The following is an 18,116-nucleotide window of genomic DNA, read 5'->3' on the forward strand; positions in this document are numbered from 1 at the left end:
CATATGAAGCCAATGGCAAATGCATACGCAAAAGCTGGCGTAGATGTCGAAGCTGGATATGAAGTAGTAGAACGGATCAAGAAGCATGTCAGAAAAACGGAACGATTAGGCGTGATGGGCGCTATAGGAGGATTCGGCGGCTGTTTCGATTTATCGGTCTTTCAATTAAAAGAGCCAGTCCTTGTTTCGGGGACCGATGGTGTAGGGACGAAATTAGCAGTAGCAATCGAAGCAGACAAACACGACACGATCGGAATCGACTGCGTAGCGATGTGTGTCAATGATATCTTAGCACAAGGGGCAGAGCCGTTGTATTTTTTAGATTACTTAGCAACGGGGAAAAATGATCCGACACGTTTAGAAAATGTAGTAAAAGGTGTAGCAGATGGGTGTGTTCAAGGAAATATGGCACTGATCGGCGGCGAGACAGCTGAAATGCCCGGTATGTACTCAGGAAATGATTATGATCTAGCCGGATTTGCTGTAGGGATAGCTGAAAAATCTCAATTATTGACAGGAGAAACAATCAACCCAGGAGACGTGTTGCTTGGAATAGCATCTAGCGGAATCCATTCAAATGGGTACTCTCTTGTTCGCAAAATTTTCTTTGAGCAGCAGCAGTTTTCTTTATCATCAAACCTGCCAGAATTGAAAAAAACACTTGGCGAAGTATTACTTGAACCAACGAAAATCTATGTTTCTGCCTTGCTTCCGCTGATCAAAGAAAAGAAAATCAAAGGAGCTGCACATATCACCGGTGGAGGGTTTGTAGAAAATATCCCGCGAATGTTGCCAGAATCTATGGCTGCTGAAATCAAACTTGGCACGTGGCCGATCCTTCCGATCTTCGGCTGTTTACAAAAATATGGTGAGATTCCTATGATGGAGATGTACGAAATATTCAATATGGGCATCGGTATGGTCTTAGCAGTCGAGGAAGCAAAAGTAAAAGAAATCGTGCACGAGATTGAGCAAGCTGGCGAAAAAGTTTATGAAATCGGGAAAGTGATCGCCAAAGAAAAACATCGTGTGGTGTTTACAGGAGAAGAACGATGAGGATCGCTGTTTTTGCTTCTGGAAACGGAAGCAACTTTCAAGCGCTAGCCGATTATCTATCGAAAAAAGGAATGGAAGCTTCGATTGACTGGTTGTTTTGTGATCAGCCTGCAGCATATGTTTTGAAACGTGCAGTCGCATTGGATGTACCGGCAGATTGTTTTTCGCCTAAAGAATTTGACTCCAAAAAAGAGTATGAAGAAGCGATTTTGTATAAATTGAAAGAAAAAAAGATCGATTTGATCGTATTAGCTGGATACATGCGAATCATTGGACCAGTATTGCTGGAAAATTATGATAAAAGAATCATCAATATCCATCCATCTCTTTTACCTGCATTCCCTGGTTTGCATGGCATTCGTGATGCATTTGAAGCTGGAGTAAAAGAAACGGGTGTCACAATCCATTATATCGACCAAGGTGTAGATACTGGACCAATCATCCGGCAGGAAAAAGTGAGGATCGAACAGGAGGACACGTTCGATTCTTTAGAAGAAAAAATCCATAGAGTAGAGCATCGGATCTATCCAGAAGTGATTAGTGAAATTATTGAAAATGGAGGCTATCTGAAATGACAAGAGCATTGATCAGTGTATCAGATAAAACTGGGATTGTAGCATTTGCCCAAGGTTTGGTTGAACAAGGAGTAGAAATCATTTCAACAGGAGGAACAAAGCATGCGTTGGATCAAGCTGGGATCAAAACGCTTTCGATCGAAGAAGTGACAGGGTTTCCTGAAATGATGGATGGCCGTGTCAAAACACTGCATCCTAAAATCCATGGTGGTCTTTTAGGAAGACGCGATCTCCCTAGCCATATGGAGGCAATGGAAACGGAAAATATCCAACCAATCGACTTTGTTTGTGTCAATTTATATCCTTTCAAAGAAACGATTATGAAACCAGATGTCGAAATAGCAGAAGCTATTGAAAACATTGATATCGGTGGTCCTAGTATGCTCCGTAGTGCAGCAAAAAACCATGAATTTGTCACCGCTGTTGTTGATCCATCTGACTATGAAGAAGTACTTTCAGAATTACGTCAGTATGGGCATACTTCACTTTCTTTCAGACAAAAACTAGCGGCAAAAGTCTTTCGTCATACTGCTGCATATGATGCACTGATCGCTCAATACTTGACGGATTGGGTGGAAGAAAAAGAACCGGAAAAATTGACACTTACGTATGAACGAAAACAAACGCTTCGTTACGGTGAAAATAGCCATCAAGCCGCTGCCTTTTATCAGTCCGCTCTTTTGGAAAAATATTCGATTGCAGCAGCAAAACAACTCCATGGGAAAGAACTTTCTTATAATAATATCCGAGATGCAGATGCTGCGTTACGGATCATGAAGGAATATGACGAACCAACGGTAGTCGCCTTGAAACACATGAATCCTTGTGGTATTGGGACAGCATCTACGATTTTAGAAGCGTGGGAAGCAGCATATGAAGCAGATCCTGTTTCAATCTTTGGTGGGATCATCGTTTTGAATCGAGAAGTAGATCTGCCAACAGCAGAACAGATGCATAAGCTGTTTCTAGAAATCATCATTGCCCCTTCTTATACACAAGAAGCTTTGGAATTACTGCAAAAAAAGAAAAACATCCGATTACTGACAGTAGACTTTGTGCAAGAAGAAAATCAAAATCGAGAAGAAACGGTCTCAGTCTTAGGTGGACTTCTTGTACAAGATCAAGATCTGGCAATGGAAAACGAAGAAGAATGGAAAGTCGTGACAAAACGTAAGCCGACTCCAGCAGAAGCAAAAGCATTAGCGTTTGCTTGGAAAGCTGTCAAACATGTGAAATCTAATGCGATCGTGCTGGCAAACGAACGTCAGACAGTAGGAATCGGAGCCGGGCAGATGAATCGAGTCGGTTCAGTAAAAATTGCGATTGAACAAGCGCAAGAGAAAATGGAAGGTGCAGTTTTAGCTAGCGATGCTTATTTCCCAATGGATGATTCAGTTGAATATGCAGCCAAACATGGTATAAAAGCAATCATTCAGCCAGGTGGAAGTATCAAAGACCAAGATTCTATTGATATGGCGAATAAATACGATCTAGCAATGGTCTTTACTGATGTTCGGCATTTTAGACATTAGAGAGGAGTCGGATAAATGAACATTTTGGTGATCGGTGCAGGTGGTCGTGAACATGCAATAAGTAAAAAACTTTTAGACAGTCCGAAGGTGGATACTGTGTATTGTGCGCCAGGAAATCCTGGAATGACAAAGGATGGCATCAATTGTGTCGCTATCAGTGAACAAGATCATTCAGCATTAATTCATTTTGTTAAGAATGAGGCGATTGATTGGAGTATCGTTGGTCCTGAAGTTCCTTTATTAAATGGGATCGTCGATGATTTTATGGCGGAAGGATTGAAAATCTTCGGTCCGACAAAAGCAGCAGCTCTGATCGAAGGTTCGAAAAGTTTTGCTAAACAATTGATGGAGACGTATCAGATCCCGACAGCTAAATCCAGAAGTTTTGAATGTTACGAAAAAGCAGCAGCGTATATCAAAGAAAACGGTGCGCCAATCGTAGTGAAAGCGGATGGCTTAGCAGCTGGAAAAGGTGTAGTCGTGGCTACAACAGTGAAAGAAGCGCTGGATGCGGCAGAACAAATGTTGAACCAGCATCGATTTGGGAACAGCAGCAAAAAAATCGTCGTAGAAGAGTTTTTGGCAGGAGAAGAATTCTCCCTTTTGGCGTTTGTCCGTGATACCAAGGTGTATCCGATGGTCATTTCGCAAGATCATAAGCGGGCATTCGATAACGATAAAGGGCCAAATACAGGCGGGATGGGTGCTTATTCACCAGTACCGCAAATTCCAAAAAAGATGATTGAAAAAGCTGTGGAAGAAGTTTTAAAACCAGCGGCTTTGGGAATGAAAGAACTAGGACGCTCTTTCACGGGTGTTTTATATGCGGGTTTGATTGCTACGAAGGAAGGACCAAAAGTGATCGAATTCAATGCGCGTTTCGGTGATCCTGAAACGCAAGTCGTTCTTTCTCGGTTGAAGAGTGACTTTGCACAAGTAATCGATGATTTATTAGAGAATCGTGCAGTAGAGTTAAAGTGGCAGCAAGAAGGATACAATGTAGGCGTTGTGGTGGCAGCTGCCGGTTACCCCGAAGAATATGAGACAGGAATGGTTCTACCAGATTTTCTGGAAGAAGAGCTTTCTGTTTACTATGCTGGAGTTTCCTCAAATAACGGCAAACTAGTTGGAACAGGAGGACGCCTTTATCTAGTAGAAGCATACGGTGAGACGATCAAAGAAGCACAGGAAAAAATCTACACCGCGTTAATGGATAAAACGACAGATGGAACATTTTATCGTACAGATATTGGAGAAAAAGCTGCCAATAGCGAACTGGTCGTGAAGTAAATCAGCTGCTTCCATTTATAAAAAAATACAACAAATATAGTCGGAAGCGCCGATTTTAGTGAAGCCTTTTCATAAAGAGTGTGGTACACTTTTGTTGTGTATATAAATAAGGAGGAGTTCAGATGAAAAAAATTCAATTAGGTACTTCTGATCAGAAAGCAGCTGCAGTGATCTTAGGCTGTATGCGTATCAACAATGCGGAAGATCCAGTAAAAGTGATTGAGACAGCTTATGAAAACGGCATTGATTTTTTTGACCATGCAGATATTTATGGGAACGGTGAATGTGAAGAAATCTTTGCAGATGCTCTAGCAAAAACATCAATCAAACGAGAAGATCTTTTTATTCAAACAAAATGTGGAATCGTTCCAGGTGTGATGTTTGATTTTTCTAAAAAACATATCATTGAATCTGTGGAAAAAAGTTTGACCCGTCTGAAAATGGATTATGTGGATGCTTTACTTCTTCATCGTCCAGATACATTGGTGGAACCAGAAGAGGTAGCTGAAGCGTTTGATGAATTGGAACGATCAGGTAAAGTCCGTTATTTTGGTGTCAGCAATCAAAAACCAATGCAAATCGAATTGCTGAAAAAATATGTTCGTCAACCATTAGTAGCTAATCAGCTGCAATTTGGCTTGAAACATACTGGAATGATCGATCAAGGAATTCATGTCAATATGACAGATGAAGCAAGTATCGACCATGATGGTAGTGTACTTGATTATTCCCGTCTGCATGATATGACGATCCAAGCGTGGTCGCCATACCAGTATGGATTTTTTGAAGGTGTATTTATCGGGAACGAAAAATTCCCTGAATTAAACCAAACATTAGAAGAACTCGCAGCTAAATATCAAACGACACCAACTGGCTTGGCTTCTGCTTGGATTTTGCGCCATCCAGCCAATATGCAAGTAATCGCCGGTACGATGAACGTAGGGCGAATCAAGGAAATCGCTCAAGCATCAGAAATTAATATGTCTCGGGAAGATTGGTACGAATTGTACCGTGCTGCTGGAAACATTTTACCTTAAAAGTTGTCATAAGCAACGGTGCGATCAATTAAAAAGGTGGAATATCTTGAAAGCTATTTTCAGCTTCGAGATATTCCGCCTTTTTTTTATTGCCAACGGGAAAGAGTATCGCTATACGGATTTTATTTATTATTTATTTTTGTTTTCAAGGAAAAGCTGTGTCCGATATTCTTTTGGGGAAATCCCTTGTTTTTTCTTAAATAAATAACTGAAATAGTTAGGGTCATTATAACCAATCTCAAAAGCAATATCTGAGATACGATAGTCTGATTGCTGCAATAATTTTTTTGCTAATTCGATTCTTTGTTCTGTCAGATAATCGATGAATGTTTGGTTAAACGATTGAGAAAAAATCGTACTGAAATGAGAGGGGCTTAATGCAACTTGTTGAGCGACCCAAGTTAAGGACATATCTGGATCGGTAAAATTTTCTTTGATAAAATCCAATGCATGGTTCAAAATTGGCTGATATTTGTTCCTTGAAGGCTGTGAGGGCAGAGCAGTTAAGAAAGAAATGAACATATAAACAGTCGAACGGTAAAGCGAGTCGTCGGCGCTGATTGCTAAGCGTTGGCTAGTGGATGTGCAATGAACCATTTCTTGCGGGATTTCCTTTTCTTTCAGGCGGACATGCTGGAGTAGCTTAGTCAAGACAAATAAACGATATAATCGTGTTCGGATTGGTGTGCCTTGTGGTTTCGTCAAGTGTTCGATGTACTTAGATACTTCGTTTTTCGATAATGAAGACAAATCAAGTGAGAGATCAAAGTAAAAGACAGAATCAACTGGAAGTTTTGCTTCTTTAATCAAATCCTCATAGCTGATAATTTGATCTTTAAGGGAACTGGCAGTTTCAAGTATCATCTGCGTGATCTCAAAAGATGCAGGTAATTCGCTGATTCTTTCTGCGACAGGACCGATGGCGACTGAAAAATTATTTTTTTGTCCCTTTTCTAATTCATGGACCAACGTTTGGGCTACCTGATAACTGGTCTCAATCACATTTTCTTCAAGAGGATCAACTATTAAAAATTTGATGAATCGAGAGGAAACAGCAGAAAAAATCACTTGTTGATTCTCCCTAAATAAAAACTTCAAATAATCACTGAGATGAGCGTAATCTTCAAAGTCTGTACTGACTTGGTTTGCTGCTAATAATACGGTCATTTTTTTCCCTGCTAAAGAGCGATTGAAAGATTCAGCAAGTTTCAATGTTTCACTGATCGTAAGTGAGCCTTTGAACAAACCGTTCAAGAAATGATTTTTTTCAATTCGAAAACAAGATCAGAAGAAGGGTGCGTTCTTTTTGCTGCAAGTCTAACGCAGTCACTGCTTTTTCTATTGCTTGTTTCAATTCGTTGCTTTTAATTGGTTTAAGTAGATAATCATCTGCCTGTACTTGGATTGCTCCTTTCATATAATCGAAATCGTCGAATCCGCTAATAAATATGAGGCGAGTCCAAGGAAGCAGTTTCCTTGCTTCTTTTGAAAAAGTCAAACCGTCCATGAATGGCATTTGGATATCAGTCAGAATGATATCGGGCTGTAAGTCGATAATCGAAGACAGTGCCATCTCACCATCTCCAGCTTCCCCGACATAAGTGATTGGATAATAAGAACCAAGGGCAGTTATTTGTTCCCGCAAGTTATTGCGAATGAGGTATTCGTCTTCGATGATAAAAACTTTATACATGTTTGTTTCCTCCAATTGTTTTGGGAGATATAGGAATCGTCAGTGTGACAGTTGTCCCTTCTCGGTATTTGCTGTCAATCGTGATAGGTTTTTGATTATTTCCGTAATAGAGAAGGAGACGCTTGTTTACGTTGTAAAGCCCGTAGCCGATACTGAAATCTGAATCGATCCCTTTGGCTAACTCTTTACGTATTTCTGTTAGTTTTTCTACAGGAATGCCAATACCGTTGTCTATGACTTTGAATTGGATCATTTCGTCGATTTTGCATGCAGTAATACGAATAAATCCTTTGTGACGAACGTACTTTGTTCCATGGTACACAGCATTTTCGATCAATGGTTGCAAGATCATCTTTAAAATAGAAACAGGAAAAAGTGTTTCTGGTATATCAATCTTATAGTCAAGCATATGTCCGTATCTTATTTTTAAAATGACCAGATAATCATTGATATGGCTGATTTCTTTTTCAAGAGGAATCCAGTCTTGTCCTTTGCTTAAAGACGTACGAAAAAAGCCGGAAAGTGCATGGGTCATAGTCAGAGCTTCTTCAAAGCAGTCTTGTTCGATCAAAGAAATGATGGCATCCAAACTGTTATAAATAAAATGAGGAGTGATCTGAGCTTGCAATACACGAACTTCACTTTGTGCTAAATGGTATTGTTTCAAAGCGTTCTCCCGTAAAGACTGGTTTAGATCTTCCGCCATTTTGTTCATACTAGCGGTAAGTGTCTGTAGTTCTTGTGTTTCTGGCATGTTTAAACGAAATCCAAGATTTCCTGAAGAAAGCTGTTCGGACATTGTGATCAGCTGATTGATCGGCTCTTGGACCTTCTGCTCTAAAAAGCGGCGATTCTTTTTCGCATAGAAAAAAATAGTACTAAGAACCCCCAATTCGACTATCGTTAATAAAATGAGCGAGCGGACAAGCGTCGTATTTTTTTGACTTGCTAAGTCGATTTCCACACGAACAAAATCCTGTAAAATATCTGACAGTAGTTGAGTGACAGAATCGACCTGATTGATGATCTGTTCATTGGTATCCATAAAATCTTCTGCCAAGATATGATGAATGAGCTCAGCTTGATAATCTTCCAATGTATCGATCGTACGTAACGATACATCTAACGTACTAATTTCTTTAAGTGTATTTGTATTATTTTTGATCTCTCGAATATCATTCCTAAGTTCTTCTAGGATATTTTCCTCATTGAACTCATCTACGGTTACTTGGCCAGAAATCAAGTCCCACATACTTTCCAAAACTTTTTGATCAACCTTCAAAGCAATTGCATCTGCTTTTTGGATATTTGCGATCGTCTGTTGATAAATCAAAAGCTGTTGCGAATATAACAGTATGCTCAGTAGCAAAGGGATAACAGCAAATAGAAGCATGGCTTTGTTTGCTTGGGCAAAAATCTGTTTTATGCTTAAATTTTTGGTCATGATACTTCTCCAGTCAATAATTTCTGGTTGGGATGTTAGCTATATTCTGCTGGGAAAAGACAGTCTCGGAAATAAAAATATCTTTAGGTAGTGTTTTTCCTGTTTGAAGATTTCCAAAATAACGAGTAACGGTATTGGCTACATACCAGCCGACATCAGGTTTACACTCGACTACGCAATTGACGATTCCTAAGCGTAGCTTCTCGATCATATCTTCTTGTCCATCAATCGTTACAATGATCAAATCTTCTCCAGGTTTGATTGATGTTTCTTTTATCGCAGCTAAAGCACCGTGAGTCATTTCATCACTATGGCTGTATAATACATCAATTTCGGATAAATCATTTGTTTCTAAATATCGTTTCATCTGGTCTTTTCCTTTCATCCGAATAAAATCACCGACAATTCGGTGAACAATAGTCATTGGAGGTTTATGGTCGATGGTTCCATCTTTTATTAGGGTTGGTTTACGATTGATTGATTCCAAAAATCCTTCGGAGCGTAGCTTGGTCGGTGTGGAGTTCTCTGAACCAGCAAGTTCTAGGATTCTGATTTCCTGTTTCTTTGAATTTGTGAAGTGATTGCTGACAAATAAACCCGCCCGATTTCCTTCTGCTTTGAAACTGGGACCGATGTGGGTGACGAAAAGCTCGGGATCATTCGTTTGAATATGTCTGTCGACAAGTATGACAGGGATCCCTGCTCGCTTGGCTTCTTTTAATACAGAGTCCCACCCGGATTCTTGCAAAGGAGTAAAAATGATCATATCTACTTTATAGGCAATGAACGTCCGTATATCTTGGATTTGCCGTTCCTGATTCATGTAACCATTTCGGTAGAGAACTTGGTAATCTTCTTTTTCAAGCGCAGTGATAATTGATTCAGTATGCTTTTTCCGCCAGCTACTCTCCGTTCCTGATTGCGAAAAACCAACGACTAGTGGGTCAGGTGCTTCCTTTGTACTAGGTGTACACCCCATCATTTGGTAAGCGATTACAATAAGAGCTAAAAAAAATAAAACACGTTTCACTTTAGATCACTCCATCTGGATTTGTTAGTACTATCTTATCAGATAAAAGGGAAAATCAAAGTCAAAAGGAATCAATCGAAAAAAATCCAAGAAACTTAAAAAAATCCAAGACAAAAAAAGTACACCTAAAAAATTTAAAGTAAATCCCATAAAAAAATCAATGTTAACGCTTTCTTTATTAGCTATACTCGGTGTATCAATCGGAATGGGGGATAAAAAATGAAAAACAAATTTAGAAAGATTCTTGGGAGTATCGCTATTTTGACCGCAAGCATTCTATTAAGTGCGTGTGGCAATTCAGGATCTGCAGATGATAGTACGGGGTATGTAGGAATCGCTATGCCGACCAAATCAGCAGAAAGATGGATCGCTGATGGGAACAACATGGTCTCGGAATTAGAAAAACTGGGTTATAAAACAGATCTTCAATATGGAGAAGATAAAGTAGAAAATCAAGTAGCACAAATCGAAAATATGATTACAAAAGGGGTAGATACACTTGTGATTGCTTCTATCGATGGTTCGGCTTTAACTGATGTGTTAGCTAAAGCAAAAGAAGCAGATATCAAGGTGATTGCCTATGATCGTTTACTGATGAATTCAGAAAATGTCGATTACTACGCGACTTTTGATAATTTTGGAGTAGGTGTATCGCAAGCAGCTTATATTGAGGAGCACTTAGGATTGAAAGAAGGAAAAGGACCATTCACGATTGAATTATTTGGTGGCTCGCCTGACGACAACAATGCACTAATTAATTACAACGGAGTGATGTCTGTTTTACAACCATATATGGACAACGGTCAGTTGGTCGTGCCATCTGGACAGACGAGTTTCAGTCAAATCGCTACGCTTCGCTGGGATGGTTCTACGGCGCAAGCAAGGATGGATAATCTGTTAAGCGCAAATTATACTGACCAAACATTGGATGCTGTTTTGTCGCCATATGACCCAATAAGTTTAGGGATCATTTCGTCATTAAAAGGCGTGGGGTATGGGAGTGAAAGTAAACCTTTACCTGTGATTACTGGACAAGATGCGACAGTTGCTGGCGTCAAATCGATCATTGCCGGGGAACAAACACAAACGATCTTTAAAGACACACGTATCTTAGCAAAAAATACGATTGAAATGATCAAAGCAATCAGTGATGGAGAAGAGGTTCCGGTCAATGATACTGAAACTTATGATAATGGGGTGAAAACTGTTCCTACGTATTTAGCAAATACAGTATCTGTCGATAAAGATAATTATCAAGCAGAGCTGATCGACACAGATTATTATAAAGAATCCGATCTGAAAAATTAAGAGGAACCAAACAAGGAACTAAAGAGATCTAAGTCAGAGAGAGGATAAGAATTATGGCGGATTGTATTTTAAAAATGGCAGATATCACCAAAAAATTTTCTGGAATCCGAGCGTTAGATTGCGTGAATCTGATGATTGAACGTGGGGAAATCCATGCATTGTGCGGAGAAAACGGAGCGGGAAAATCAACATTGATGAATGTCTTGAGCGGCTTGTATCCGTATGGCTCCTATGACGGGGAAATCTTTTATGATGGAAAGCTGTGTCAATTCAAAGATTTGAAAGATAGTGAAGAAAAAGGCATCGTCATCATTCATCAAGAATTAGCACTAAGTCCTTATCTTTCAATAAAAGAGAATATTTTTCTCGGAAATGAACAAGCAGAAAGAGGCGTGATTGATTGGGAATTGACAGAAAAGAAAACGTATGAATTGCTGAATAAAGTCGGTTTGTCTATCGACCCGAATCTTCTAGTATCCCAGATCGGCGTAGGGCAACAGCAACTAGTTGAAATAGCTAAAGCATTATCAAAATCCGTCCGTCTGTTGATTTTGGATGAGCCTACCGCTGCATTGAATGAAGAAGAAAGCGCGAATTTGCTGAGATTGATCCGAGAATTGAAAGAGCAAGGTGTAACCTCCATCATTATTTCACATAAGCTGAATGAAATCGTGGATATCGCAGATCGAATCACCATTTTACGGGATGGACAGACGATTGAGACGCTAGAAAATGAAATGATCAGCGAAGAGCATATTATTCGCGGGATGGTGGGCAGAGATTTAGTTGATCGTTATCCTGAAAGAAAACCGGATATTGGAGAAGTTTATTTTAAAGTAGAAGACTGGACGGTCTATCACCCTCTTGATCATGAGCGAATCATAAACGACCATATCAACTTGCATTTGAAAAAAGGAGAGATTGTAGGAATAGCTGGACTGATGGGAGCGGGCAGAACTGAATTCGCTATGAGTCTATTTGGACATTCTTATGGAAGCAAGATATCCGGACGTATATTAAAGGAAGGAGCAGAGATATCAGTTAAGACCGTTCCTTCAGCCATTGCAAACGGACTCGCTTATGTCTCGGAGGACCGAAAATCTTTAGGACTGAATCTGCTGATGGATATTCGGGAAAACGTGACGCTGAGCAGTTTGGATAAAATAAGTCAAAAAGGAGTATTAAATAAAGAAAAAGAAGTAACTGAGGCAGAAAATTTCCGGAAAAAGATGCGTATAAAAACAAACTCCATCCATCAAATTGTCAGTAGTCTTAGTGGTGGGAATCAACAAAAAGTCGTTTTATCCAAGTGGCTGATGACACAACCCGATATTCTTTTTTTAGATGAGCCAACCCGAGGGATAGACGTTGGGGCAAAATATGAGATCTACACGATTATCGAAGAAATGGCAGCAAATGGCAAAGCTGTCTGTCTTATCTCTTCTGAACTTCCTGAAATCTTAGGAATGTGTGATCGAATCTATACGATGAACGAAGGACGTATTACAGGAGAAGTCTCGCGAGAAGAGGCAGATCAAGAAGTCTTGATGAAATTAATGACGAAAGAAGAGGTGGGTTAAGTTGGAACAAGCAAAAAATCTTACGGATAAAAAAGAGAAAAAACTAAATTTGAAAAGTAGAGCAGCTGATCTTTTTGGTCGCTACAGCATGGTGATCATTTTAGCGGGACTACTTATTGCGTTTCAATTGATGACGGATGGTATTTTCTGGCGTCCGTTGAATATAACTAACCTTGTTTTGCAAAATAGTCATATATTAGTACTAGCTGCAGGGATGTTATTAGTTGTGCTCTTAGGTCATGTGGATTTGTCGGTAGGGTCAGTGATGGCGTTTGTTGGTGCAATTGCGGGCATGATGATGGTCAATCGCCAAATGAACCCGTGGGTGACAGTCATCGCTTGTCTTGCAGTAGGCGGGCTGATCGGCGCATGGCAAGGTTTTTGGGTAGCTTATGCTGGGATACCGGCGTTTATCGTGACTTTAGCAGGATTGCTGATGTTTCGTGGACTGACACAAGTTGTTCTAGGAGGCCAATCTCTAGCACCTTTTCCAGCTGTTTTCCAAAAAATGTCTACGGGTTATTTACCAGACTTAAGCAAAGGAAGCAACCTTCACTTCTTGACATTGATTTTAGGAATGATCATCACCATCGTGTTAGTTGTTGGACAATGGCGAACAAGAAATCGTCGGAAAAATCATTTATTTGAAGTGGAATCTCCAGCAGCTTTCTTGGTAAAGGCGGTATTTACAGCAGTCGTTGTACTAGGGATAACTTATATCTTTGCCTCTTATCAAGGATATCCGATCATTTTGATCATTCTCGGTTTGATCGTCGCAGCATATGGGTTTTTGACAAATAAAACAGTAGTAGGTCGCCAGATTTATGCGACGGGCGGAAATCGAAAAGCGGCTGAACTATCAGGAATCAAAACAAAGCGGATCACGTTCTGGGTTTTCGTCAACATGGGAGTCATGGCAGCTTTAGCTGGATTAGTTTTAGCTGCTCGGTTAAATGCGGCGACACCTCAAGCGGGTACTTCGATGGAACTAGATGCGATGGCGGCAGTATATTTTGGCGGTGCTTCGACATCAGGCGGCATCGGAACGATTATGGGTGCGATTGTCGGTGGCTTGGTCATGGGTGTATTGAACAATGGCATGTCGATTTTAGGCGTTGGGGTAGATTGGCAGCAGGCAATCAAAGGGTTGATCTTGCTTTTAGCCGTTGTATTAGACTTGTATAACAAGAAAAAACGGACAGCGTAGGAGAACACCGTTTATTCAGAAAAAAAGACTGTGACAAGACGTTTGTCACAGTCTTGTTTTCGCTAAAAGCGAACATTCATTGCTTCGTTTGTTTAGACTAAAAATAATGTATGTTTTTTTACCATTCGTATAAATTCTCTTTTTGCTCTTGATTTTTTCGCTTAATTGAGTTAAATTACATAGGGCGCTAAAAAAAGCCTTGATTAAATTAATAATGTTCGTGTTTTGCTGGATGTGAACATCAGGAGGATAATGTAATGAAAGTATTTGATTACGAAGATATTCAATTAATTCCTAATAAATGTATCGTAAATAGCCGTTCTGAATGTGATACAACGGTCACATTAGGTAAACATACATTCAAAATGCCAGTAGTGCCTGCCAACATGCAGACGATTATTGATGAAACGATTGCAGAATTCTTAGCGGAAAATGGTTATTTCTATATCATGCATCGGTTTGATGAAGCAGCTCGAATTCCGTTTATCAAAAAAATGAAAAAGCGCGGATTGATTACCTCGATCAGTGTTGGTGTCAAGAAAGAGGAATATTCCTTTATAGAGAAGTTGGCAGAAGAATCGCTAAATCCTGATTATATCACTATCGACATCGCGCATGGACATGCTAACTCAGTTATTGATATGATTCAGCATATTAAAAAATATTTGCCTGAAACTTTTGTGATTGCCGGTAATGTTGGTACACCGGAAGCCGTCCGTGAATTGGAAAATGCGGGCGCAGATGCAACAAAAGTCGGGATTGGTCCAGGAAAAGTATGTATTACAAAAATCAAGACAGGCTTTGGAACTGGAGGCTGGCAACTGGCCGCTCTTAGATGGTGTGCGAAAGCAGCTCGCAAGCCGATCATCGCTGACGGTGGGATCAGAACACATGGCGATATTGCAAAATCTGTCCGTTTTGGAGCGACAATGGTTATGATTGGCTCATTGTTTGCCGGTCACGAGGAATCTCCTGGCGAAACAAAAGTCGAAAACGGAATTGTATATAAAGAATACTTTGGTTCTGCTTCAGAATTCCAAAAAGGTGAAAAACGAAATGTTGAAGGAAAGAAAATCTGGATCCAACATAAAGGATCTTTGAAAGATACACTAGTGGAAATGCAACAAGACCTTCAATCATCTATTTCGTATGCTGGAGGAAGAGATCTGGAAGCCATTCGGAAAGTTGATTATGTCATCGTGAAAAATTCGATTTTTAACGGAGATACGATCTAAATAATGAGCAAAATATCAGCGGAAGGTTCATAACAGAACCTTCCGTTTTTTATGTTTTGCAAAAAAAGCTTTTCTTTTTTCTCGTAAATTCGGTAAAATCAATAGAAAGAATGGACAACAGAAAAGAGAGGACTATGTGGGAAAAAGTAGAGAAAAAACAAGGACCGATTTATCGTCAAATCATGGAACAGATCATGAGAGAAATCGAAAGTGGAAGAATCAATCCTGGAGATCAACTTGAATCGGAACGAAAACTAGGGCAATTTTTTGGTGTAAATCGTTCCACCGTTGTTCATGCATTGGAAGAACTTAGAGAGCTTGGCGTATTAACAAGTAAACGTGGTAGCGGTTGGTTCGTCAATCAGACTGAATGGGGGAAATTCGCCGTTCCAAGAATCGATTGGCGACAAATGATCTCACCTCGCTATGAACAGACGGATTGGTATGAGCAAAAAATAAAAGAAGCAAAGCAGAGCCAAAAAACATTGTTCCTTGACTTATATGCGAGTGAGATGCCAAATGAGCTTTTGCCGAATTTTGAGTTTCCTTCTTATTCTCTTGAAGAAATCTTAGCGGAAGAAAAAGAAATGGATCTTTTAGGCTATACTCCGTTACGTAACAAAATCAAACGGTATTTGGAAAGTAAATTTGAACTGACCTTTTCCCTAAACCAGCTTCTGGTGACTGGTGGTGGCCAGCAAGCAATCTTTTTGATCTTACAAACGATTCTTTCTGCTGGAGAGGGGATAGCTGTAGAGTCACCTTCTTTTTTTTACCGATTACCTCTTTTCAAAGCTTCAGGAACGCGTTTATTTGGGATACCGATGGATGAAGAAGGGATCGACTTAGAAAAACTGAAAGAATCGATCCATAAAAATAAATTGAAAGCAGTGCTTATCAACCCGAATTTTCAAAACCCTACAGGAAAGGTGATGAGTCAAAAGCGACGAGAAAAGCTAGTAGAATTGTGTCGGCAGTATCGGCTTCCGATTATTGAAGACGATGTATTTACGGACCTTTCATTTCTAAAGCAAGATGAAGTTCTTCCTATACGGACGATTGATCCGGATAATGTATTATATGTCGGTTCGTTATCTAGGATTTTAGGAAAAACAACGAAAATCGGTTGGTTGATCGGACCAGAGACCTTTATCTTGCAACTCGCTAAAGCGCAAGAAATGATGGAGTTTCCGATGAACATCCTTACACAAATCACGGCCGCTAATGTATTTGATGAAGCAATTGATTTGAAAATGTTGGATGTAAGAAAAAAATTGAAAGAAAAAAGCCAACTGATAAGTATTTGGGCGGAGTCTCAATCGTTTTTCAAGCTTCATTCGATTCTAGGTGGTTATTATGCTTGGATCACTTGGGATGGAAAAAAGCTGGACCCCCAACTAGCAGAAAAAGTAGTAGATATGGGTCTAGGAATCGCACCAAGTCTACTTTTTGGGCAAGATATAAATGGAATCAGAATCAATTACAGTCGTCTAGATGAAGCCAACATATCGTTGTTTTATTCAAAGATGAAAATTTTAGAACAGTGGTTAACAGAATAATTTCACAAAGTAAAAAGATTAAAGAATATAACAGCTGGGATTTAAATTTCCGGCTGTTTCTTTTTTTTCTTAAAAAGAAGACGAGACAAAGTATTAGGGAAAAAAGCACTTTTTGTACAACCGTTCACGATGTCTTAAGAAAATAAATAGTTGTAGCAAAACTGTATAACACCAGCGTTTCTAAATAGAAACAGATCATTATAAGTTTGATTAGAAAATAGAAAAAACACAGTCTAAATATAAAACGCTTTCCTTATTGTGATTATATTCACTAATACTGTTAATATGCGGATTGGCATAATTTCCTTTCATCGTGAAAATTTGTGCTTTTAGCTTGTATTTCTCATAAATCCATGATAATTTATTAATGAAGACGGTTAAATAGTGATACAGTTTTATTCGCTGTTTCAATCGCAGAATGAAGAGATTTTCTTATAGATGAGAGAGGAATGTGTGACAAATGGCAAACAAAAAAGCACCGATCGACTTCCAAGCACTGCTAGATGAAGTCAATGCAGATTTCCCAGTATATCAAGCACTTGATCAAGATGGAAACGTAGTTAACAAAGATTTAGTACCTGATTTATCCGATGATGAACTCGTTGAATTAATGACTCACATGGTATGGTCTCGTGTATTAGACCAACGTTCCACAGCGCTGAACCGCCAAGGACGCCTAGGCTTTTTTGCACCAACTGCCGGACAAGAGGCAAGTCAGCTGGCCAGTGCGTATGCATTTGATAAAGAAGATGTTCTTCTTCCAGGTTATCGAGATGTCCCTCAATTAGTAAAACACGGCTTACCTTTATCACAAGCATTTTTATGGTCTAGAGGACATGCTGCAGGTAATTCTTATCCGGAAGAATTGAAAGCTCTACCACCACAAATCATCATCGGTGCACAATATGTACAAGCAGCCGGTGTTGCATTAGGTTTGAAGAAACGCAACAAGAAAAATGTTGTCTTCACTTATACTGGTGATGGCGGTTCATCACAAGGTGATTTTTACGAAGCAATCAATTTCGCTGGTGCTTACCATGCAAATGCTGTATTTTATATCCAAAATAATGGGTATGCGATCTCTACACCTCGTGAAAAACAAACCGCAGCAAAAACACTTGCACAAAAAGCTGTCGCAGCTGGGATTCCAGGAATTCAAGTCGATGGAATGGATCCGCTTGCAGTATATACTGTATCTAAAATGGCACGGGAATGGGCAATCAGCGGAAATGGACCAGTCCTAATTGAAACACTGACTTATCGTTACGGACCACATACACTATCTGGGGACGATCCAACCCGCTACCGTACAAAAGACACAGATGACGAATGGCAGAAAAAAGATCCATTGATCCGCTTCCGTAAATATCTGACGGAAAAAGGACTTTGGTCTGAAGAAAAAGAAGAACAAGTGATTGAAGCAACTAAAGAAGAAATCAAAGCAGCTATCGCAGAAGCCGACAAAGTTCCAAAACAAAAGGTTTCAGATTTCTTGAAAAACATGTTCGAAGTATCTCCACAATCAATCAAAGAACAAATTGCAATTTATGAAGCGAAGGAGTCGAAATAA

Annotated in this window: 13 protein-coding genes and 1 pseudogene; 11 read left to right on the forward strand and 3 right to left on the reverse strand. The window is 39.6% G+C overall.

Annotated elements, in window-relative coordinates:
- The first annotated feature begins 3 nt into the window (after window positions 1-3).
- From purM to KFO35_RS10070, 5 genes are all read left to right on the forward strand, one after another.
- Window positions 4-1,056, forward strand: a complete 1,053-nt coding sequence (purM, locus tag KFO35_RS10050) for a phosphoribosylformylglycinamidine cyclo-ligase (RefSeq protein WP_002292224.1) — start codon at window positions 4-6, stop codon at window positions 1,054-1,056.
- Window positions 1,053-1,631 carry a phosphoribosylglycinamide formyltransferase gene (gene purN, locus KFO35_RS10055; RefSeq protein ID WP_002315157.1) on the forward strand — a complete coding sequence of 193 codons (579 nt, stop codon included), beginning with the start codon at window positions 1,053-1,055 and terminating at the stop codon, window positions 1,629-1,631. The genes purM and purN overlap by 4 nt, the downstream gene beginning before the upstream one ends.
- A complete protein-coding gene (purH, locus tag KFO35_RS10060) occupies window positions 1,628-3,163 on the forward strand; it encodes a bifunctional phosphoribosylaminoimidazolecarboxamide formyltransferase/IMP cyclohydrolase (protein WP_002315156.1) in 1,536 nt (511 codons plus the stop codon). The genes purN and purH overlap by 4 nt, the downstream gene beginning before the upstream one ends.
- 15 nt (window positions 3,164-3,178) lie before the next feature.
- Window positions 3,179-4,453, forward strand: a complete 1,275-nt coding sequence (purD, locus tag KFO35_RS10065; protein WP_002292221.1) for a phosphoribosylamine--glycine ligase — start codon at window positions 3,179-3,181, stop codon at window positions 4,451-4,453.
- Window positions 4,454-4,575: 122 nt separating this feature from the next.
- Window positions 4,576-5,490: an aldo/keto reductase gene (locus KFO35_RS10070; protein ID WP_002288005.1), complete on the forward strand. Its 915-nt coding sequence runs from the start codon at window positions 4,576-4,578 to the stop codon at window positions 5,488-5,490.
- 129 nt (window positions 5,491-5,619) lie between these two features.
- Here KFO35_RS10070 and KFO35_RS10075 read toward each other — a convergent pair.
- From KFO35_RS10075 to KFO35_RS10090, 3 genes and pseudogenes are all read right to left on the reverse strand, one after another.
- Window positions 5,620-7,183: pseudogene (locus KFO35_RS10075) on the reverse strand (response regulator).
- A complete protein-coding gene (locus KFO35_RS10085) occupies window positions 7,176-8,627 on the reverse strand; it encodes a sensor histidine kinase (RefSeq protein ID WP_002315153.1) in 1,452 nt (483 codons plus the stop codon). Before KFO35_RS10085 ends, KFO35_RS10075 begins: the two are co-directional and overlap by 8 nt.
- Before the next feature lie 13 nt (window positions 8,628-8,640).
- On the reverse strand, window positions 8,641-9,657 hold the full coding sequence (locus KFO35_RS10090; RefSeq protein WP_002315152.1) for an ABC transporter substrate-binding protein: 1,017 nt from the start codon (window positions 9,655-9,657) through the stop codon (window positions 8,641-8,643).
- 219 nt (window positions 9,658-9,876) lie between these two features.
- Here KFO35_RS10090 and chvE point away from each other — a divergent pair, with 219 nt between their 5' ends.
- From chvE to pdhA, 6 genes are all read left to right on the forward strand, one after another.
- Window positions 9,877-10,965, forward strand: coding sequence for a multiple monosaccharide ABC transporter substrate-binding protein (gene chvE, locus KFO35_RS10095; RefSeq protein ID WP_002306852.1), 1,089 nt, complete (start codon window positions 9,877-9,879; stop codon window positions 10,963-10,965).
- Between the two features lie 53 nt (window positions 10,966-11,018).
- Window positions 11,019-12,545 (forward strand): multiple monosaccharide ABC transporter ATP-binding protein, encoded by a 1,527-nt coding sequence (gene mmsA, locus KFO35_RS10100; protein WP_002315151.1) that lies wholly within the window; start codon window positions 11,019-11,021, stop codon window positions 12,543-12,545.
- A 1-nt stretch (window position 12,546) separates the two neighbouring features.
- A complete protein-coding gene (gene mmsB / locus KFO35_RS10105) occupies window positions 12,547-13,752 on the forward strand; it encodes a multiple monosaccharide ABC transporter permease (RefSeq protein WP_002315150.1) in 1,206 nt (401 codons plus the stop codon).
- Window positions 13,753-14,009: 257 nt separating this feature from the next.
- Complete coding sequence (gene guaC, locus KFO35_RS10110) at window positions 14,010-14,987, forward strand: GMP reductase (protein ID WP_002287992.1); 978 nt, start codon at window positions 14,010-14,012, stop codon at window positions 14,985-14,987.
- Window positions 14,988-15,121: 134 nt separating this feature from the next.
- Window positions 15,122-16,546, forward strand: a complete 1,425-nt coding sequence (locus tag KFO35_RS10115) for an aminotransferase-like domain-containing protein (RefSeq protein ID WP_002292210.1) — start codon at window positions 15,122-15,124, stop codon at window positions 16,544-16,546.
- Between the two features lie 460 nt (window positions 16,547-17,006).
- On the forward strand, window positions 17,007-18,116 hold the full coding sequence (pdhA, locus tag KFO35_RS10120; protein WP_002292209.1) for a pyruvate dehydrogenase (acetyl-transferring) E1 component subunit alpha: 1,110 nt from the start codon (window positions 17,007-17,009) through the stop codon (window positions 18,114-18,116).

It is taken from the genome of Enterococcus lactis (assembly GCF_015751045.1).
GTDB lineage: Bacteria > Bacillota > Bacilli > Lactobacillales > Enterococcaceae > Enterococcus_B > Enterococcus_B lactis.